The 20,409-nt window shown below is 67.9% G+C and carries 11 protein-coding genes, 3 rRNA genes and 1 pseudogene; 2 read left to right on the top strand and 13 right to left on the bottom strand.

Features of this window, described 5'->3' with window-relative positions:
- Positions 1–100: 100 nt before the first annotated feature.
- The 6 genes from rrf to VTA80_RS04395 all read right to left on the bottom strand — a co-directional run bounded on the left by rrf (position 101) and on the right by VTA80_RS04395 (position 9,627).
- Positions 101–217: ribosomal RNA gene (gene rrf, locus VTA80_RS04370) — 5S ribosomal RNA — on the bottom strand.
- 81 nt (positions 218–298) lie between these two features.
- Positions 299–3,404: ribosomal RNA gene (locus VTA80_RS04375) — 23S ribosomal RNA — on the bottom strand.
- 432 nt (positions 3,405–3,836) lie between these two features.
- A 16S ribosomal RNA gene (locus VTA80_RS04380) occupies positions 3,837–5,364 on the bottom strand.
- The 16S, 23S and 5S rRNA genes sit together here, the layout of an rRNA operon.
- Before the next feature lie 560 nt (positions 5,365–5,924).
- A complete protein-coding gene (locus VTA80_RS04385; protein WP_407344186.1) occupies positions 5,925–6,872 on the bottom strand; it encodes a tetratricopeptide repeat protein in 948 nt (315 codons plus the stop codon).
- A gap of 26 nt (positions 6,873–6,898) precedes the next feature.
- Positions 6,899–8,008 carry a hypothetical protein gene (locus tag VTA80_RS04390; RefSeq protein ID WP_407344187.1) on the bottom strand — a complete coding sequence of 370 codons (1,110 nt, stop codon included), beginning with the start codon at positions 8,006–8,008 and terminating at the stop codon, positions 6,899–6,901.
- Positions 8,008–9,627 carry a hypothetical protein gene (locus VTA80_RS04395; protein WP_407344188.1) on the bottom strand — a complete coding sequence of 540 codons (1,620 nt, stop codon included), beginning with the start codon at positions 9,625–9,627 and terminating at the stop codon, positions 8,008–8,010. Before VTA80_RS04395 ends, VTA80_RS04390 begins: the two co-directional genes overlap by 1 nt.
- A gap of 217 nt (positions 9,628–9,844) precedes the next feature.
- Between VTA80_RS04395 and VTA80_RS04400 the strand changes: the two genes are divergently transcribed.
- Positions 9,845–12,142: a hypothetical protein gene (locus VTA80_RS04400; protein ID WP_407344189.1), complete on the top strand. Its 2,298-nt coding sequence runs from the start codon at positions 9,845–9,847 to the stop codon at positions 12,140–12,142.
- Positions 12,143–12,225: 83 nt separating this feature from the next.
- Positions 12,226–12,753, top strand: coding sequence for a hypothetical protein (locus VTA80_RS04405; RefSeq protein WP_407344190.1), 528 nt, complete (start codon positions 12,226–12,228; stop codon positions 12,751–12,753).
- A 13-nt stretch (positions 12,754–12,766) separates the two neighbouring features.
- Here VTA80_RS04405 and VTA80_RS04410 read toward each other — a convergent pair whose 3' ends face one another.
- The 7 genes and pseudogenes from VTA80_RS04410 to VTA80_RS04440 form a co-directional block, all read right to left on the bottom strand.
- On the bottom strand, positions 12,767–13,612 hold the full coding sequence (locus VTA80_RS04410; RefSeq protein ID WP_407344191.1) for an alpha/beta fold hydrolase: 846 nt from the start codon (positions 13,610–13,612) through the stop codon (positions 12,767–12,769).
- The gene (locus VTA80_RS04415) at positions 13,609–14,319 is read right to left on the bottom strand and encodes an alpha/beta hydrolase (protein ID WP_407344192.1); all 711 of its coding nucleotides are present in this window, start codon (positions 14,317–14,319) and stop codon (positions 13,609–13,611) included. Before VTA80_RS04415 ends, VTA80_RS04410 begins: the two co-directional genes overlap by 4 nt.
- A 10-nt stretch (positions 14,320–14,329) precedes the next feature.
- Entirely contained in the window at positions 14,330–14,629 is a 300-nt protein-coding gene (locus VTA80_RS04420; protein WP_407344193.1) for a hypothetical protein, read from the bottom strand.
- A 42-nt stretch (positions 14,630–14,671) separates the two neighbouring features.
- Entirely contained in the window at positions 14,672–16,105 is a 1,434-nt protein-coding gene (locus tag VTA80_RS04425) for a GH1 family beta-glucosidase (RefSeq protein WP_407344194.1), read from the bottom strand.
- Between the two features lie 44 nt (positions 16,106–16,149).
- Positions 16,150–18,428, bottom strand: a pseudogene (gene yicI, locus VTA80_RS04430) (alpha-xylosidase).
- Positions 18,429–18,511: 83 nt separating this feature from the next.
- A complete protein-coding gene (locus VTA80_RS04435; protein ID WP_407344195.1) occupies positions 18,512–19,432 on the bottom strand; it encodes a carbohydrate ABC transporter permease in 921 nt (306 codons plus the stop codon).
- A 1-nt stretch (position 19,433) separates the two neighbouring features.
- Positions 19,434–20,396 (bottom strand): carbohydrate ABC transporter permease, encoded by a 963-nt coding sequence (locus VTA80_RS04440; RefSeq protein WP_407344196.1) that lies wholly within the window; start codon positions 20,394–20,396, stop codon positions 19,434–19,436.
- Positions 20,397–20,409: the final 13 nt, after the last annotated feature.

Raw genomic sequence — 20,409 nt, forward strand, 5'->3', positions numbered from 1 at the left:
GTCGGCGGGTTCCTGTTCGGCGCGCGGGGTGGTGTGGTGTGTTGGTTTTGGGCAAAAAGAAAGAGCCACCCCGAGGGGTGGCTCTTTCTTTTCAATGGTTGTCCGGCGGCGACCTACTCTCCCACACAGTCTCCCGTGCAGTACCATCGGCGCAGAGGGGCTTAGCTTCCGGGTTCGGAATGGGACCGGGCGTTTCCCCCTCGCTATGACCGCCGTAACTCTATGGAGATATCAGGTTGCGGTGTTTTCCCGACCGTATCTCGGGAACCGCACAGTGGACGCGACAGCATTTTGTAAGTGTGTCAAGTTATCGGCTTATTAGTACCGGTCAGCTTCACGGGTCTTTAGTCCCCGCTTCCACATCCGGCCTATCTACCCAGTGGTCTAGCTGGGAGCCTCTCGGGATGAATCCCGTGGAAACCTCATCTTGAAGCAGGCTTCCCGCTTAGATGCTTTCAGCGGTTATCCCTTCCGAACGTAGCTAACCAGCCGTGCTCCTGGCGGAACAACTGGCACACCAGAGGTTCGTCCGTCCCGGTCCTCTCGTACTAGGGACAGCCCTTCTCAAGTTTCCTGCGCGCGCAGCGGATAGGGACCGAACTGTCTCACGACGTTCTAAACCCAGCTCGCGTACCGCTTTAATGGGCGAACAGCCCAACCCTTGGGACCTACTCCAGCCCCAGGATGCGACGAGCCGACATCGAGGTGCCAAACCATGCCGTCGATATGGACTCTTGGGCAAGATCAGCCTGTTATCCCCGGGGTACCTTTTATCCGTTGAGCGACGGCGCTTCCACAAGCCACCGCCGGATCACTAGTTCCGACTTTCGTCCCTGCTCGACCTGTCAGTCTCACAGTCAAGCTCCCTTGTGCACTTGCACTCGACACCTGATTGCCAACCAGGCTGAGGGAACCTTTGAGCGCCTCCGTTACATTTTAGGAGGCAACCGCCCCAGTTAAACTACCCATCAGGCACTGTCCCTGATCCGGATTACGGACCGAGGTTAGATATCCAGAGCGACCAGAGTGGTATTTCAACGTTGACTCCACCGACACTGGCGTGCCGGCTTCACAGTCTCCCACCTATCCTACACAAGCCGCACCGAACACCAATACCAAACTATAGTAAAGGTCCCGGGGTCTTTCCGTCCTGCTGCGCGTAACGAGCATCTTTACTCGTAGTGCAATTTCGCCGAGTTCACGGTTGAGACAGCGGAGAAGTCGTTACGCCATTCGTGCAGGTCGGAACTTACCCGACAAGGAATTTCGCTACCTTAGGATGGTTATAGTTACCACCGCCGTTTACTGGGGCTTAAATTCTGAGCTTCGCCTTGCGGCTGACCCGTCCTCTTAACCTTCCAGCACCGGGCAGGCGTCAGTCCGTATACATCGTCTTGCGACTTCGCACGGACCTGTGTTTTTAGTAAACAGTCGCTTCTCCCTGGTCTCTGCGGCCTTCGAACGCTTCCCCAGCTAGTGGGTTCACGCCTCAGGCCCCCCTTCTCCCGAAGTTACGGGGGCATTTTGCCGAGTTCCTTAACCATGATTCTCTCGATCGCCTTAGTATTCTCTACCTGATCACCTGAGTCGGTTTAGGGTACGGGCGGCTAGAATCTCGCGTCGAGGCTTTTCTTGGCAGCATAGGATCACTCAATCATCCCGCATAAGCGGTCACCATCAGTTCTCAGGCTTAATAAGAGGCGGATTTGCCTACCTCTCACCCTACGACCTTGGACGTGGACTACCATCGCCACGCTGAGCTACCTTCCTGCGTCACCCCTGTTAATACGCTTACCTAATGCCGGTTCGGTTCGCACGCTCCCCCGTCACGTCCCCGAAGGGATCTAGACGGCTTCAGGTGCTTAGCATCACCGGGCTCGGTATGGGCGATTCTTCGCCGGTACGGGAATATCAACCCGTTGTCCATCGACTACGCCTGTCGGCCTCGCCTTAGGTCCCGACTTACCCAGGGCGGATTAGCCTGGCCCTGGAACCCTTGATCATTCGGCGGACGGGTTTCTCACCCGTCTTTCGCTACTCATGCCTGCATTCTCACTCGTGTGGGCTCCACCACTGGGTTACCCCGCAGCTTCACTGCCCACACGACGCTCCCCTACCCATCCAGACACCTGGACCACGAAGGCCTGGTTATTATCTGAATGCCACAGCTTCGGCGGTATGCTTGAGCCCCGCTACATTGTCGGCGCGGAATCACTTGACCAGTGAGCTATTACGCACTCTTTCAAGGGTGGCTGCTTCTAAGCCAACCTCCTGGTTGTCTGTGCAACTCCACATCCTTTCCCACTTAGCATACGCTTGGGGGCCTTAGCTGGTGGTCTGGGCTGTTTCCCTCTCGACAACGGAGCTTATCCCCCGCAGTCTCACTGCCACGCTCTCACTTACCGGCATTCGGAGTTTGGCTAACATCAGTAACCTTGTAGGGCCCATCCGCTATCCAGTAGCTCTACCTCCGGCAAGAAACACGTGACGCTGCACCTAAATGCATTTCGGGGAGAACCAGCTATCACGGAGTTTGATTGGCCTTTCACCCCTAACCACAGGTCATCCCCTCGGTTTTCAACCCAAGTGGGTTCGGTCCTCCACGCGGTCTTACCCGCGCTTCAACCTGCCCATGGCTAGATCACTCCGCTTCGGGTCTAGAGCATGCGACTGAATCGCCCTGTTCGGACTCGCTTTCGCTACGGCTTCCCCACACGGGTTAACCTCGCCACATACCACTAACTCGCAGGCTCATTCTTCAAAAGGCACGCTGTCACCCCTGCTAGGGAGGCTCCAACGGATTGTAGGCACACGGTTTCAGGTACTATTTCACTCCCCTCCCGGGGTACTTTTCACCTTTCCCTCACGGTACTTGTCCGCTATCGGTCACTAGGTAGTATTTAGGCTTAGACAGTGGTCTGTCCAGATTCACACGGGATTTCTCGGGCCCCGTGCTACTTGGGATCCCCTTCGGGAGGCCACGCCATTTCGTCTACGGGGGTCACACCCTCTGTGCCGGGCCTTTCAATGCCCTTCGACTATGACGCGACTTTCTGACTCCCTGCTCATTGGGCAGAATGAACTGAAAGGTCCCACAACCCCGACTACGCAACGCCTGCCAGCTTTAACACGCAATCGGTTTGGCCTGTTCCGCTTTCGCTCGCCACTACTCACGGAATATCTCTTCCTGTCGGTACTGAGATGTTTCACTTCCCGACGTTCCCTCCACACACCCTATATATTCAGGTGCGGGTCACTGGACATGACTCCAGCGGGGTTTCCCCATTCGGAGATCCTCGGATCACGGTTCGTTTGCCAACTCCCCGAGGCTTATCGCAGGCTACAACGTCCTTCTTCGGCTCCTAGTGCCAAGGCATTCACCATGTGCCCTTAAAAACTTGACCACAATAATTCTTACAAAGATGCTCGCGTCCACTGTGCAGTTCTCAAGCTACGGGCGGTCCCACACATATCCCCGAACCGACTCATTGCGCTCCCACCGAAGTAGAAGAGGCGAGCCGGCCTTGACCGGGTTCCGTGTGATCCGCTAGCAGTCACCCTCCCCAGAACTCGAGGAGCAAGTGACCTGACGAAACAAGCTTTCGCTCGTTCCCTCAGGACCCAGCAGCGTGCCAAGACCTCTCACCCCACTGACGACCAGCAACTTTCCTTCCCCCCGGCACGCCGGCAGGAGTACTCGCCACCGATCACCGAAGCGATCAGCCATAGTCGATGTTCCACCCGTGAGCACTGCCCCCGACGCGTTCGGCCGAGGCACAGGCCTGGACAACCCCACCCACCCACTACAGGCGAGCAACGCTGCCAGAGCTCCTTAGAAAGGAGGTGATCCAGCCGCACCTTCCGGTACGGCTACCTTGTTACGACTTAGTCCCAATCGCCAGTCCCACCTTCGACAGCTCCCTCCCCACAAGTGAGGTTGGGCCACCGGCTTCGGGTGTTACCGACTTTCGTGACTTGACGGGCGGTGTGTACAAGGCCCGGGAACGTATTCACCGCAGCGTTGCTGATCTGCGATTACTAGCGACTCCGACTTCATGGGGTCGAGTTGCAGACCCCAATCCGAACTGAGACCGGCTTTTTGGGATTCGCTCCACCTTGCGGTATCGCAGCCCTTTGTACCGGCCATTGTAGCATGCGTGAAGCCCAAGACATAAGGGGCATGATGATTTGACGTCATCCCCACCTTCCTCCGAGTTGACCCCGGCAGTCTCCTATGAGTCCCCGGCATGACCCGCTGGCAACATAGGACGAGGGTTGCGCTCGTTGCGGGACTTAACCCAACATCTCACGACACGAGCTGACGACAACCATGCACCACCTGTATACCGACCTTGCGGGGAGCACATCTCTGCACTTTTCCGGTATATGTCAAGCCTTGGTAAGGTTCTTCGCGTTGCATCGAATTAATCCGCATGCTCCGCCGCTTGTGCGGGCCCCCGTCAATTTCTTTGAGTTTTAGCCTTGCGGCCGTACTCCCCAGGCGGGGCACTTAATGCGTTAGCTGCGGCACGGAACTCGTGGAATGAGCCCCACACCTAGTGCCCAACGTTTACGGCATGGACTACCAGGGTATCTAATCCTGTTCGCTCCCCATGCTTTCGCTCCTCAGCGTCAGTTGCGGCCCAGAGACCTGCCTTCGCCATCGGTGTTCCTCCTGATATCTGCGCATTCCACCGCTACACCAGGAATTCCAGTCTCCCCTACCGCACTCTAGTCTGCCCGTATCCACTGCAAGCCCGAGGTTGAGCCTCGAGTTTTCACAACAGACGCGACAGACCGCCTACGAGCTCTTTACGCCCAATAATTCCGGACAACGCTTGCGCCCTACGTATTACCGCGGCTGCTGGCACGTAGTTAGCCGGCGCTTCTTCTGCAGGTACCGTCACTTTCGCTTCTTCCCTGCTGAAAGAGGTTTACAACCCGAAGGCCTTCATCCCTCACGCGGCGTCGCTGCATCAGGCTTTCGCCCATTGTGCAATATTCCCCACTGCTGCCTCCCGTAGGAGTCTGGGCCGTATCTCAGTCCCAGTGTGGCCGGTCGCCCTCTCAGGCCGGCTACCCGTCGTCGCCTTGGTGAGCCATTACCTCACCAACTAGCTGATAGGCCGCGAGTCCATCCCAGACCGATAAATCTTTCCAGACGCTCCCCATGCGAGGACGTCTCATATCCGGTATTAGCTCCGATTTCCCGAAGTTATCCCAGAGTCTGGGGCAGGTTACTCACGTGTTACTCACCCGTTCGCCACTGATCAACTGAAGCAAGCTCCAGCGTCACCGTTCGACTTGCATGTGTTAAGCACGCCGCCAGCGTTCGTCCTGAGCCAGAATCAAACTCTCCGTAAATGTCTATTAGCCCCTCACCACCGAAGCAGCAAGGAAACCGACAACACGAAATGACCCCCGAAGGGACCAGTTGAACTGACCAAAATAAAGACACCCACCACCGAAGCGGTGAACGCTCGCAATTTAGCCAATATAAATCCACCGAACCACCCCGACCAGATCAAAGACCCGGACGAAGCAACCGATGAACCAAATGGCATCGACTACTATATTTGGCACGCTGTTGAGTTCTCAAGGAACGACCGCGCATCGCTTTCGGCCTTTCAACCGGCTGCGAGGCAACTGTTCTAACTTACCCGAGCGACCGCGGCCGGTCAAATCCGCTTTTCGGCGGTGTCTGATCGACCGTTGCTGCTTCGGTCAAGATCCGAGCATGACTTCACTCAGACACGTAAGTGCCTGAGCAATGATACTCGGGGTGGTTGCCTTCCGGGACCAGCCACCGTCTTGCGCATCTGAAGCGCTGCGGTGTCCGTTCCTCCCTGCTGGGCAACAACGTGAACACTACGCAACGGTTCCGGGGACCGTCAAATCTCGGCGACGTGACCCCGGTCACCGCGTCAGTAGAGCGCGTTCGCGAGCGCTCGGCGCGCGGGCGGGACCCGCGGGTCGTCGGCTCCCACGACCTCGAACAGGTCGACCATTCGGACCCGCACGAGCTCGCGGTCCTCCCCCGTGGTCGCACGGACGAGATCCAGGAGCCGGCCGAACGCGTCGTCCACGTTCCCGCCGAGCACGTCGAGGTCTGCCACGAGGAGCTGAGCCCCCACGTCGGCCGGACGATCAGCCGCCGCGGTGCGGGCAGCTTGCAGGTCCACGTCGTTCGTCCGCTGCAGGAGCCCCACCTGGGCGAGACCCGCTCGCGCCATGTCATCACGCGGGTTCTCCCGCAACGCCTGGGCGTAGGCGTCTGCCGCGCCCTGGAGGTCGTCGTTCTCGATGGCGTCGTAGGCCGCCTGGTGCAGCGGCGGCAACGGTGGCTCAACCTCCTCGACGGGCTCGGCAGCCACGACGTCGGCCCCTGCACCCGGCGCGGTCCCCGTGATGTTGTTGGTCGCGGCGGCCGCGAGCAGCTGGTCGATCACCGGCGCCACCTGTTCAGCCGGATAGGCGCCCTGGAAGAGCGGCACCGGCTGGCCGGCGAGGATCGCCACGACCGTCGGGACCTGCTGCACCTGGAACGCCGTCGCGATCTGCGGTGAGACGTCGATGTCGACCCGGGCGAGCTGGAAGCGGCCCGCGTACTTCGCGGCGAGCGCCCCGAGCGCCAGGGCGAGCTCGACGCTCTCCGGGCTCCGGGACGACCACAGCAGCACGACGACCGGGTACTGCGTCGAGCTCTGCACGAGATCCGGGAACGTGGCCTCGACGGTGTCGACCACGAAGCCACCGGCCGCCGGTAGACCCCCCGGCGCACCCGGAGGCGGCGTGGCGGGCCGGCTCAGCGCGGCGAGATCGACCGCCCCGCGCACGTCGAACCGAGGTGTGGGGCTGCTGGGTTGGCTCATGGGGCGCTTCTCCCTGGCTGGACCGGTCAAGAACCGGTGACGGATGTGCGGATGTGCTCGGCGCCCAGCACCTGGACGGGAGTCTTCGCTCCGGTCGGCGGGATGTAGAACGCGATGACGTCGGAGTAGGTGACCGACAGGTTGGCTCGGAGCTCAGCGCCCGGTGCGAGCGCTCCCCCGGAGACGGCTGCCAGCTCGGGCGGGAGGGGCAGCGAGGCACCCGAGAAGTTCAGGGTCGACGACGTCGTCATCGCCGAGACCGCGAGCGCGCCGCCGTCGGCCGTGGCGAGCGCGAACGTCTGCTCCGGCACGGGCGTGTAGGTCTCGGCGAACGTGCCCTTGGTCTGGCTCGCGATCGCCGCATAGGGCTCCCGCCCGCTCGCGATGCCCTGGCGATAGGTGTCGGGCTCCGCGAACTCACCGATGAACGCGGACGCGTCACCGTTGAGCAGGACGTCTGCATAGTGCGCGACGACGTCGGTCGGCGTCGCCACCAGCCCGGTCACGTCCGCGGCCAACGGCGAGCTGCCGATCGCGGGGGTCGCCGTAGCTGGCATCTTCACCCCGGGCAGGAGCCGGACCCAGCCCCACAGCGTGTACTGGCTGCGCGGGGTGGCTTGCTGGAGCACGAGGAGCCGGGGGCTCGACAGGTCGTCCGGCTGCTCGGTGACGACGAACTCGGTCCGCGGCCAGCCCTCGGTGCTGGGCAGCACGATGGTCTGGGCGTTCATCTCGAGCGCGGTCAGACCTTTCGCGCCCGCGGTGGTGGTGCTCACCGCGTACTCCGCGGCTCGACTTGCGAGGGCGGGCCCGGACAGGCGGGCAGCCAGGTCCGGCACGGACAGGGCCGCGTCGGCCGTCGCCAGGCTCGTGCCGATCTCGCCGAGCACCCGATCAGCCTGCTTCTGGGTCAGGACCGGCGGCGGCACAGCGGGAACGGTGCCCGGGGCGGGCGCAGGAAGCGCGGGGGCGCAGGACGTCAGTACCAGCGCGGCGGCCAGCAGCACGGTGGCGACCCGGGCGCGGGGGTGCTGGGCGCGGGGGTTCTGGGCACGGGGGTTGTCGGCGTGGGGGTTATCGGCGCTCCGCGCGGCGCGGGTGGTTCGTGGGTTGAGGTCGTACCAACGTGCGGGCATCAGGCGTCCTTCCCGGAGCGAGGGGCGGCCGGATCCGCCGAGCCGTGGCGGCCCGGGGCGGGGGGCACGGGCGATGCCGAGTCGGACCCGGCGGACGCACCCGAAGGGGTCGCGTCCGCGTCGGGGATGCCCCACGACCGGCGCCAGGCGTCGGCGCGCGAACCATTGGCTGGCGTCGCCGGCGAGGCCGCAGGCGAGTGATCGGTCGGGCGATCCGGGGTCCATCCCTCCGCAGCACGCGCCGCGGCGTCGGTGGCCGCAGCCGAGGAGCCCGGGGTGGCCGCACGCGGAGTCTGCTCCGCTGCGGGCGCGGCGTCGCGCGAGCCGAACCGTCGGCCCCGCTCGGACCGGCGGGTCCGCCTCGAGTCAGGTGCCCCATCCGGGCCGGCCGGCGGGTCCGACTCGGTGGAGGGTCCGCGCGGAGGGGTCGAGACCGTCACCTCGGGGCTGCCGAGGTTCACCGCAGATTGCGACCCCGCCGGCGTCGTCGGCCGACCAGGCACAGGCGTGATCGCGGCGCTCGCAGAACTCGCAGAAGGAGTAGCAGTGGCAGGAGTAGCAGCGACAGTAGGAGCAGCGACACGCGAGAGCCTGAAGCGCGACGCCGCGGCGGGCGCAGCAGCGGGATCCACGGCGGGCAGGCTGCCCGTCGTAGGACGGGCCTCGTCCCCGCCCGAGCCCTTGGAGCGTCGACGCAGTGACACGCGCGGCGTCGGGGCGGTCGCCGCTGCCTCACGCATCTGGCGACGGGTCAGGATGACCGTCGGGGTGTCGTCCTCGATCGCGAGGTCGACCGCCCCGGCGGGCGCAGCTCCCCCGAGACCGGACACCGTGCGCGCAGCGCCCCCGCCGGATGCAGCGGACAGGCCCGAGCGGACGACGATCGGGATCGCCCCGGTCTCGACGGCGTGCCACTCCGCCTGCTCGCCGCGCCGTGCGCGAAGCCACAGTCGAATGCCGAGCGCGATTCCCAGCGCCAGCAGGACGGCACCGACCACGACCCCCGGCACGAGCCAGGGGGTCGTCACGGTCTGGGGCCACGACAGCACCACGACGGGCGCCTTCGCGCCCTCACCCACGCCCGAAGCAAGCAGGGTCCAGCGCCCCGTCTGCGGGGTCCAGGTGAGCTCGGCCGTCCGCGCACCGGCAGCCTCGGCCACCCACAGGTCCGACCCGTCGGGGTCGGGAGCGACAATCGCAGCCGGGTCCGCAACGGCGGGCTCTGCGGCCGGGTCCACCGGAGCGGCGGCGTCGGCCGGGGTCGGGCTGCTGGTGGGCGTCGGTTCGGCGGCGCCGATCCGCAGGGTGGTGAGGTCGCTCAGCCCGGAGATGACCGCGTGGGGGTCGGTCCCGACCCAGCCGGCGACATCGGCCTCCTTGCCGATCGCCAGCACGACCTTCGTGCCACCGTTCGCGCGCGCGGTAGCCGTGACGGGAGCGCCACCCAGCTCGAGCACTCCGGGGGCCGTGACGATCAGCGTGCCCGCACTCGTGGGCGTCGTCGAGGCGGTCGCGACGAGCGTGTCATCGGCTCGCCACGCGGTCGCAGAGGCCACCCCGAGACTGATGGAGGCGAGGCCGAACACACCCAGGACGATGGCGACAAGACGTTGCAGCACGCACGAACCCTTCCGACAGATGTCGTTCCAGAATAGGCGAGCCGCGCTCGGGTACGGACCGAACCCTCGATCCCGGGCCTCCGCGGAGCGCGACCGTGGTACTCAGCCCCCCTCTGTCGGCAGATACCCTGGGTGAAGAGGGCCGGTCGGTCTGCCGCCCCAGGGGGATGCTTTCGACCGCGTCCAGACAGCGACACCGTGCGTCCAGGAGGATGTTGTGCCCGACGATCGTTCGCCTTTCCCCGTGGTCAACTTCCGCGGCTACGACCGGGCTCCGGTCGACACCCGCCTCCACGAGCTCGAGCAGGCGCTCGCCGAGGCCCGCGCCCAGGTCGAGTCGCTCGACAGCCGCACGATGCAGGTCGCCGGCGAGCTGTCCGAGGCGCACCGCCAGCTGCGTGAGGCCGAACGGCCGACCTACTCCGGTCTGGGCTCGCGCATCGAAGGCCTGCTGCGGTCCGCCGAGGAGCAGTCGTCCGACGTCGTCGCGCAGGCGAACGCCCAGGCCGCCGATGCGCTGGCACGCGCCAAGCTCGCGTCGGGCCAGCTCCGCGCGCGCGCTGAGAACGAGGTCGCCGAGCTGCTCGCCACGACGCGCCGCGAGGCCGACGAGGTCCGCACCTCCGCGGCCACCGAGGCTGAGAGCAGCCTCACCGCCGCCCAGCGCCGGGCCGAGGAGCTCGTCGGATCCGCCGAGCGCGAGGCAGCCCGCATCCAGAGCGCCGTGACGACCGAGGAGAGCGAGCGCCGCACCGGGCTCGAGCGCGAGCTCGGCACCCTGCGCGCCACGGTCGAGCGCGAGACGACCGAGCTGCGTGTGACCACCGAGCGCACCGCGACCGAGCTGCGCACCACGAGCGAGGCGGAGACGTCGGCACAGCGCGAGCTCGCCGAGCGATACGCGCAGGACCTGCGCCAGAGCGCGGACGCCGACACGACAGCGCTCCGCCAGCGGGTCGGGCACGAGCTCGCCGCCCAGCGGGCCGAGGTCGAAGAGTTCGCCGCGGTGCACCGCTCGTCCGCCCAGTCCGAGGTTGCGGACCTCCACCTGAAGGTCGAAGGGGAGGTCGCCGCGCTGCGGTCCGAGGCCCAGCAGTACGCCGACAGCGTGCGGGCGGCGACCGACCGGGACGTGGCCGCGCTGCAGCAGCGGGCCCGGACCGAGGCCGCCGCGCTGCGCGCCGAGGCCGACCAGTACGCCGGCTTCGTTCGCGCCACGGCCGACCGTGAGGTCGGCGAGCTGCGGTCCGCGATCGGCGATGAGCTGGCCGCCACCCGCGCCGAGGCCGAGCAGGAGCTCGAGGCCCACCAGGCCGACGCGCAGCAGTTCGCCGCCGAGCTCCGGTCGACCGCCGAGCGCGAGACGAACGAGCTGCGCGAGACCACCGAGCTGGCGACGGCGCACCTGAGCCGCACCACGGAGCGGGAGACGACCGAGCTGCGTGAGCTGGTGGCGCGCGAGAGCACCGAACTGCGGTCCGCGGCCGAGCGTGAGAGCGCCGAGCTGCGCGAGACCACCCGGCTCGCGGTCGAACGCCTGCTCACCGAGTCGCAGCGGGCCGCCGCGGAGCTGACGTCGTCGGCCAAGGCCGAGGCCGATGCGGGTCTGCAGCAGGCGCGTCGCGCCCTCGCCGACGCCGAGCTCGAGACGGCGACCAGCCACGAGGCGGCCGAACGCGCGGACGCCGAGCGGCACGAGACCGCTCGCGCCGAGACCGAGCGCCTCGTCAAGGACTCGGAGGCTCACGCCGCCGAGGCCGAGCAGCGCGTCGTCAATGCGCTCGAGAAGGCCGAGCAGGTCCGTCGCGACGCCGACGCCTACGCCAAGGAGCTCCTGTCCAACGCGCGGCACAACGCCGATCGCGTGGTCTCGGAGGCCCGCGAGCACGCCGAGAAGAGCTTGTCCGACGCCATGATCGAGGCCGAGCGCGAGCGCACCACGGCGCAGCGCCAGGTCGAGGACCTGAACCGGCAGCGCGAGGCGACCACCTCCTACCTCGACGAGCTGCGCAACCTGCTCGGGAACGACCCGAGCCCGAGCCGCTCCACGCTCGAGCGGGCGACCCAGAAGGAAGCCAGCTTCGACGCGTCGGTCGCCAAGCGCGGCGCGGCCTCCGCACCCGCGGCGGCGAAGTCGCCGGCGCAGCCCGACGGCCCCGTGCGCATCCCGAAGGGGCGCCCGGCCCCGATCTCGGCCCAGACCCCGCAGGTCCCGGCGAAGGCCGAGGTCCCGAAGACCGACGTCACGAAGACTGACGTCACGAAGGCCGAGGTCACGAAGACCGACGCCGGCAAGGCCGACGCTGCGAAGGCCGCCGAGACCGCACCTGAGGCGGCGAAGGCTGACCAGCCGAAGTCCGACCAGGCCGCGCCGAACCAGGTCAAGCCCGGTCAGGTCGCGGTCGCCGAGTCGACGCACCCGGCCACGGACGACGCGACGGACGGCGCCGTGGACAAGGCCAAGAACGACGCGCCGAACGCGAAGACCTCGGGGAGCGCGAACTCGGCCCGATGAGCGATCTCCCCGCGGGTTCCGCGCCCGACGACGGCGCGACACCCGCGGGAGGATTGCCCGCCGAACGAGGACCCGCCGGGCCAGTGCCCGACGGAGCAGTGCCCGCTGGAGCCGCGCCCGCCGGACCAGTGCCCACCGGGCCAGTGCCCACCGGGCCAGTGCCCGACGACGTCCTGCGCGGCACCTCCGCGCAGGACGCTGGAGCGGCCTGGCGCGAGCGTCGCCGGGACGCTGCGGTCGAGCACGCCGAGGCGCTCGAGCGTCGGCAGGCGGGTGAGTCGCTCCGTGCCCGTGCCCTGATCCAGGAGTTCGTCCGGGCGGCGACCGCGGTGGGCGTGCCGAGCGGGCCCCTGATGGCGCGCAGCTACGACGGCCGCGCGCGGTACCGGACGCCGCTGCGCGGGTGGTACCTGCGGCGCAACCAGTCGGTCGCGGTCGGCACCGACGGCGAGTTCTACGTCCTGACCGTGCCGCCGAGCCTGCGGGCACGGCTACGCGGGGCGAGCCCCCTGCCGAGCGATCCGCCGCTGATCCTGGGCAAGGGCGGCCGCGACGGGGAGTCGATCGACCTCGCGGATGCGCTCGACCGCGCGCTCACCGAGCAGGCGTAGCCCAGCAAGAACGTCAGTCCCGGGCGGCGCGGTGGGCCTGGTCGGCGCGCAGCGCCAGCGCGTCGAGCGCCGCCGCGACGGGTTCCGGGTTCTCGATGCTGCTCATGTGACCGGCCCGGGGCACCACGACGAGGACGACGCTCGCGAGGGCGACCTCGAGGTGATGGGCGGCGGGCAGGGGCGTGATCTGGTCCTCCTCGCCGACCAGCACGAGCGCCGGCGCGCCGAAGCCTCGGAGCACGTCGGTCCGGTCCGGGCGCGTGGCCATCGCCCGCTGGGCCCACGCCACGCCGGCCGCACCCTGGCTGCGGATCCACCCCTCGAGCCGGTCGATCAGCTCCGGCCGCAGGACCAGGCTCGTCTCCCCGAGCAGCGCGCGCCGCATCCCGAGCACCGCATCCACCTCGCCGTCGGCGGTGACGGCCTCGGCGACGCGCAACCGGTTCGCACGCGCGGCGTCGTCGTCGGCCGTGGACTTCGTGTCGAGGAGGCCGAGCCCGGCGACGAGGTCCGGGTGACGCTCGACCAGCGCCATGGCGACGTAGCCGCCCATCGACAGCCCGGCGACGATCGCCCGCTCCACGCCCGCCGCGCGCAGGGTCGCGGCGACGGCGTCGGCCATGGTCTCGAGCGCAGGCTCGACCGGCGCATGGAGCGCGTCGGCGACGTCCTCCCCCGACGGCGACGTGCCGAACCCCGGCAGGTCGGGGGCGAGCACCGTCCGGTCGCCGGGCAGGAGGTCGGTCACGTCGTCCCACATGTGGTGGTCCAGCGGGAAGCCGTGCAGCAGCACGAGGGGCAGCCGCCCGGTCCGCCCGGTGCGGTAGGTGTGCAGGGCGAGCAGGCCGTCGATCGTCACGAGGTCTCCTTGGCAGTCGGCAGCACATGATGGACGATCTCGTCGAGCACGCGCCGCACGGCGCTCTCGCCGACCCAGAGGTGCCCGGCGCCCGCGACGCCGATCACCTCCGCCTGACGCACGCGTGCGAAGCGTTCGCGCGCTTCGGCTGGTCGCAGGAAGTCGTCGAGCTCGGGGACCAGCGCCACCAGCGGCTTGCCGAACTCGTCCCAGGCCGCAAGGTCGGACTCGGCCGCCCAGCGCAACGGCGGGGACAGCAGGATGGCCCCCTCGATCGACGGGTCGCGGCCGTGCATCAGCGCGAGCTCCGTGCCGAACGACCAGCCGACGAGCCAGCGCCGCGGGAGGTCCCGGGCCGCGGCGAACGCCAGCGCGGCCTCGACGTCGAACCGCTCCCCGCGACCGTCGTCGAAAGCGCCCTCGCTCGTGCCGCGCGGCGAGGAGGTGCCGCGGGTGTTGAACCGCAGCACCGCCAGGTTCGCGAGCGCGGGCAGGCGCCACGCCGCCTTGCGCAGGATGTGCGAGTCCATGTATCCACCGTGCGTGGGCAGCGGGTGGAGGGTGATGAGCGTGGCGACCGGCGGGCGATCTGCCGGCAGCGCCAGCTCGCCAACGAGGGTGAGCCCGTCGGCGGTGTGCAGCTCGATGTTCTCGCGGCGCGCGGGCAGCACGGTCAGGGCGCTGAGCTCGATCGCGGCGGAAGGCATCGACGTGAGCCTATCGGCGCCGACCGCGCGCAGCCCAGCACGCCTTGTGCCAGTGCCGTCGGTCCGCGAGCGCCGACTCGGGTCCGAGGATGCCGTCCGACGACCAGGCCACGACGTGGGCCAGGTGCGGCACGATCACCTGCTGGCAACCCGGGCAGCGGAACGACTTGTCGGAGCCGTGCACGTTCTGCACGGTCCAGGACCCGTCGGGCGCGTCCTCGCTGCGGCGCCCGCCGAGCGCGCGCTCCAGATCGAGCGGCGGAGCTTCCTCGCCCCACGGACGACGCTTCGACTTCCGACCGCTGGGCATGCCCCCATTGTCCCCCCTGCCCTCGTCAGGTGGCCGGACCGGTCAGGCCAGCGTGGCGGCCGACTCGACGGGCGGGAGGGTGTGCGTGCGGATGAGCTCGCGGTACCAGTACGCCGAGTCCTTCCAGGTGCGCGCGAGGGTGTCGTAGTCGACGCGGATGAGGCCGAACCGCTTGCTGTACCCGTGGGCCCACTCGAAATTGTCCAGGAGCGACCACGCGATGTACCCGCGCATGTCGACCCCGGCGTCCATCGCGACCCCGACGGCCTCGATGTGGTCGTGCAGGTAGGTCACCCGCCGGGGGTCGTGCACGCGGCCGTCGGCGGCGACCTCGTCGTCGAACGCGGCGCCGTTCTCCGTGATCATCAGCGGCTGGCCCGGGTACGTCGCGTGCAGGCCGACCAGCAGCTCGGTGAGGCCCGCCGGGTCGATGTTCCAGCCCATCTCGGTGTGCGGACCGGGCTGCGCGAGGAACTCGACATCCTCCACCCCGACCCAGGGGGTCGCCTCCGAGTCGCTGTGGCCGTCGTCCTGGCTGCGCTCGCCCTCGCCGGAGAAGTGCCGCACGAGGCCGGTCGAGTAGTAGTTCACCCCGAGGACGTCGATCCGCACCCGGATGACGTCGAGGTCGCCGTCGAGCACGAACGACCAGTCCGTGACTTTCGCGGTGTCGGCGAGCAGGTCGGCCGGGTAGGCGCCGTCGAGCAGCGGACCGAGGAACACCCGGTTGCCGACCGCGTCGATCCGGCGGGCCGCGTCGACGTCCGCGGCCGACGTCGGGTCGGCCGGTCGGGTCACGTGCAGGTTCAGCGTGCTCGAGATCTGCGTGTCGGCGCCCAGGACCCCACGGATCGCCCGAGCGGCGAGCCCGTGCGCGAGGTTGAGGTGGTGCGCGGCGGCGAGCGCCGCGGCGGGCTCGGTCCGCCCGGGGGCGTGCACGCCCGAGGCGTAGCCGAGGAACGCCGTGCACCACGGCTCGTTGAAGGTCGTCCACACCGAGACCCGCGTCCCGAGCTCGCGCGCCATCCGCTCGGCGTACACGGCAAACTTCTCGGCGGTGTCGCGGTTGACCCAGCCGCCCGCGTCCTCGAGCTCCTGCGGCAGGTCCCAGTGGTACAGCGTCACGACCGGCGCGATCCCGGCGGCGAGCAGCTCGTCGACGAGGTCCGAGTAGAAGGCGATGCCCTCGGCGTTGAACTCCCCCGAGCCGCCCGGCTGCACGCGCGACCACGAGATCGAGAACCGGTACGCGCCGAGGCCGAGCGTCGCCATCTGCGCGACGTCCTCACGCCAGAGGTGGAAGTGGTCGTCGGCGACGTCTCCCGTGTCACCGTCACGCGTCCGGCCCGGGGTGTGCGAGAACGTGTCCCAGATGGACGGCGTGCGGCCGCCCTCGCTCACCCCGCCCTCGATCTGGTACGCGGCGGTCGCCGAGCCCCACAGGAAGGTCGCGGGGAACGTGCGTGCAGTGCTCATCGTCAGTACGGTCCTTCGTTGCAGGGCGAGGTCGTGGATCGGGGTCAGAGCGTGAGCTCGAGTCGAGTGGCACCCGGATCAGCACAGACGGTAGTCGAGCCGGGCCCCATGACCCGCGCCGACCAGGGGCCGACGGCGCCCGCGGCCTCGACCAGCACGCGCGCGCCGGTCCGGGTGACGGTGAACGTCGCCGCCACGGCTCCCCCGAGGGCGGGGACCTCGACGACGACCCGCGACCCGTCGGCGAGCTCGTACAGGTCCAGCCGGACCCCGTCGGCGTAGTCGTAGTCGGGCCGGTCGGTGCGCGCCCCGATCGGGAGCACGGTGCCCGGCCGAACGAGCAGGGGCAGCGAGTCGAGCGCGTGCCGCTCGGCGACCCAGCGCGGTCCGGTGACCTGGGTGCCCGTGAGCAGGTGGGTCCACGTCCCGTCCGGGACGTAGTACTCGGTGTCGCCGGCCGCCGAGAACACCGGCGCCACGAGCAGGGCGTCGCCCAGCATGTACTGCGTGTCGAGCGAGGCCGCCGCGCGGTCGGCCGGGAACTCGAGCAGCATCGGGCGCATCATCGGCGTGCCGGCGGTGTGCGCCTCGCCCGCGACGCGAGCCAGGTAGGGCATGAGCGAGAGCTTGAGCTTCGTGAACCTGCGGGTCAGGTCGACCGCCTCGTCGTCGAACGCCCAGGGCACCCGAACCGAGCCGGAGCCGTGCAGCCGGCTGTGCGAGGACAGCAGCCCGAACGCCAGCCAGCGCTTGAACACCGCGGGGTCGGGGTGCCCTCGAACCCGCCGATGTCGTGGCTCCAGTACCCGAAGCCCGACAGGGCCAGCGACAGGCCACCGCGCAGCGTCTCGGCCATCGCCTCGAACGTCGAGTAGCAGTCGCCGCCCCAGTGCACCGGGAGCTGCTGGCCGCCGGCGGTGGCGGATCGCGCGAACAGGACCGCGTCACCCGGGCCGCGACGCTCGACGAGCAGGGCGAAGACGCACTTGTTGTACAGCTGCGCGTAGTAGTTGTGCATGCGCTGCGGATCCGAGCCGTCGTGCCAGACGACGCCGTCGACGGGGATGCGCTCGCCGAAGTCGGTCTTGAACGCGTCCACGCCCATCCCGAGCAGCCGATCGAGCTTGCCGGCGAACCATGCGGCCGCCGCCGGGTTGGTGAAGTCGACCAGCCCCATGCCCGCCTGCCACTGGTCCCACTGCCAGACCGAGCCGTCGGTCCGTTTCACCAGGTACCCGGCGGCCGCGCCCTCGGCGAACAGCGGCGAGCGCTGCGCGATGTACGGATTGATCCAGACGCAGATCTTCAGGCCGCGCGCCCGCAGCCGGGCGAGCATCCCCTCGGGGTCCGGGAACGTGCGCGGGTCCCACTCGAAGTCGCACCAGTTGAACTCGCGCATCCAGAAGCAGTCGAAGTGGAACACCGACAACGGCAGGTCACGCGCGGCCATCTCGTCGATGAAGCCCGAGACGGTCGCCTCGTCGTAGCTCGTGGTGAACGACGTCGACAGCCACAGCCCGAACGACCACTCCGGCACGCGCGCCGGGCGACCGGTCAGGGCCGTGTACTTGCGCAGCACGTCCTTCGGCGTCGGGCCGTAGATCACGAAGTACTCGAGCGACTCGCCGCGCACCGAGAACTGGGCGCGCGAGACGTGCTCGGACGCGATCTCGAACGAGACGAGCTCGGGGTGATTGACGAACACCCCGTACCCGCGGTTGGTGAGGTAGAACGGCACGTTCTTGTAGGCCTGCTCGCTCGACGTACCGCCGTCGGCGTTCCAGATGTCGACGCTCTGGCCGTTCTTGACGTACGGCCCGAACCGCTCGCCGAGGCCGAACACGTTCTCCCCCACGCCCAGGGTGAGCTGCTCGTGGACGTAGCGCGCGCCGTCGTCGGCCGCCACGATCCCGGTGCCCTTGTGCGGGCTCGAGGTGAGCAGGTCGCCGTCGGCCTCGAAGTCCACGCGCCACCCGGCGCCGCGGTGCACCCGGACCGACAGCGCCCCCGAGGTGAGCACCCCGGCGGCGTCGTCGATCGCGATCTTGACCGGGACGCGCTCCTGCCCACCCAGCACGAAGGCCGGACCGGGGTCGAAGACGCCGACGTGGTGCTCGATGCGGACGCGGATCACGTCGTCCATCGGCGCGCTGTAGGTCAGGGTCACCACGGGACGGTTGAGCGTGTCCCCGCGTCCGGTGATCGGGGCGGTCGGCGCGTAGACGGTCATCGCGTCGTCGCCCGACCAGATGTCGTAGGCCTGGGCCGGGTGCAGCGGGTGCATCCCGGCACGGACTTTCCAGTAGCCGTCGGTGAACTTCATGTCTGTGCCATCCCGTGTGTCCTGGGTGCTGCGTGCTGGGTGCTGCGTGCTGGGTGCTGGGTGCTACGTGCTGCGCAGGTGAGCTACTTGACCGCGCCGGCGGTGATGCCGCGCGTGAGCGTGCGCTGGAAGATGAAGAAGAAGATGACCGCGGGCAGCAGGCTGATCAGCGAGCCGGCGTTGATCGTCGGGGCGTCCATCAAACGGTCGCCCTGCAATGAGGCCAGCGCCACCGGGATGGTCTGGGTCGCGTTGTCGATCAGCATGACCAGCGGGATGAAGAACTCGTTCCAGGTCCAGATGAAGAAGAAGATCACCAGCACCGACAGCGTCGGCCGGCTGATCGGGAAGACCACCTTCCACAGGACCTGCCACTTGCTGGCGCCGTCGAGCGCCGCGGCCTCGAGCACCGACGGCGGGAACGTGGCCAGGACGGAGGACAGCAGGTAGGTGCCGAACGCGCTCTGGATCACGGTGAAGATGATGATGACGGACCACTGGTTGTTGTACAGCCCGACCTGCTTGGCCAGGTAGTACAGCGGGTAGATCAGCGTCTCCTGCGGCAGCATGTTCGCGAGCAGGAACGCCCCGACGATCCACAGCCGGCCCCGGATGCGGCCGATCCCCAGCGCGTAGGCGTTGAGCAACGAGATGAACGTCGCTCCGATCGCGACCGCGCCGCTGATCCAGATCGAGTTGACCAGCTTCTCGGGGAAGTTGACCCGGTTCCAGAAGTTGACCAGACCGTCGAAGTACAGGTGCGACGGCAGGCTCACCGGCCCGTTGGCCGCGTAGTCGGCGGGCGACTTGAACGCGTTCAGCAGCATGATCACGAACGGGATCATCATCGCCAGCGCGACGAGGAGCGCGAGCGCGAGGATCAGCCAGCGGAGCTTTCCCTGCTGGAAGCGGGTACCGCGCCGGGCCGAGGTGGCCGACGACGATCCGCCGTCGGCCGGGCGGGCGTCGTGGGCGGCGGGCAGCACCGCAGAGTCGGTCGCCATGTCAGATGCCCTCCTTGCGTTCGCTCGCGGCCTGGGCCCGGATGAACACGACCGAGACGATCACGACGATGATCGTCAGCACCGTCGCGATCGAGGCGCCGTAGCCGACCTGGGACTTGGGAAAGAAGTTCTGGTAGGAGAAGTACGACGGCACGTTGGTCGTGTTCTCCGGGCCGCCCTTGGTCAGCACGTAGATCGGGCCGAAGACCTTCAGCGCGGCGATCGTGCAGGTCAGGGTGACGACGAACGTCTCCGGCTTGATCTGCGGGAGGGTGATCGCCTTGAACCGGGCGACCCAGCCGGCGCCGTCGAGCTCGGCGGCCTCGTACAGCTCGGGGTCCACGCGCTGGAGCGCCGCCATGAAGATGACGACCGGGTAGCCGACCTGGACCCAGATCATCACGAGCATGACCGTCGGCATGGCGGTCGTGGTGTCGCCGAGCCAGTTCAGTGCGAGCGAGTCCAGGCCGATCTGGCGCAGGAAGACGTTGAGCGCGCCGGTCTGCGGGTTGAGGATCCAGCCCCACAGGATGCCGGCGACGGCGACCGGGAGGATCTGCGGCAGGTAGTACGTCGCGCGCAGGGCGCTGGCGACGTGGCCGTTGAACCGCTTGCCGAGGTAGTCGAACAGGACCGCCGCGAGCAGCATGCCGAGCAGGGTCGGGACGACGACCATCGCCACGATCATCGCGATCGAGTTGCGGAACGAGAGCCAGAACGTCTCGTCGCTCATCAGGCGGGTGTAGTTGTCGATCCCGATCCATCGCGGGGTGCCCAGACCGGGCCACTTCGTGAAGCTGAGGTACAGGTTCATGCAGAACGGCACGACGATCACGGCGAGGAACAGCAGGCCGCCGGGGATGAGATAGGCCCAGTACACGGCCCGGCCGGAGCCGCGCCTGGTGCGGTCCCCCGCCGCGAGCCGCCGGCGCGTGGTCGCGCCCGGGGCCGAAGTTGTCGCCATGATGGCCGTGCCT

It is taken from the genome of Pengzhenrongella phosphoraccumulans (genome assembly GCF_045689905.1).
GTDB lineage: Bacteria > Actinomycetota > Actinomycetes > Actinomycetales > Cellulomonadaceae > Pengzhenrongella > Pengzhenrongella phosphoraccumulans.

What these genes read in the sequence shown, in the direction of transcription:
- VTA80_RS04385 (WP_407344186.1), bottom strand. Translation starts at nt 6,872, where the DNA reads ATGAGCCAACCCAGCAGCCCCACACCTCGGTTCGACGTGCGCGGGGCG.
- VTA80_RS04425 (WP_407344194.1), bottom strand. Translation starts at nt 16,105, where the DNA reads ATGAGCACTGCACGCACGTTCCCCGCGACCTTCCTGTGGGGCTCGGCG.
- VTA80_RS04415 (WP_407344192.1), bottom strand. Translation starts at nt 14,319, where the DNA reads ATGCCTTCCGCCGCGATCGAGCTCAGCGCCCTGACCGTGCTGCCCGCG.
- VTA80_RS04440 (WP_407344196.1), bottom strand. Translation starts at nt 20,396, where the DNA reads ATGGCGACAACTTCGGCCCCGGGCGCGACCACGCGCCGGCGGCTCGCG.
- VTA80_RS04420 (WP_407344193.1), bottom strand. Translation starts at nt 14,629, where the DNA reads ATGCCCAGCGGTCGGAAGTCGAAGCGTCGTCCGTGGGGCGAGGAAGCT.
- VTA80_RS04390 (WP_407344187.1), bottom strand. Translation starts at nt 8,008, where the DNA reads ATGCCCGCACGTTGGTACGACCTCAACCCACGAACCACCCGCGCCGCG.
- VTA80_RS04435 (WP_407344195.1), bottom strand. Translation starts at nt 19,432, where the DNA reads ATGGCGACCGACTCTGCGGTGCTGCCCGCCGCCCACGACGCCCGCCCG.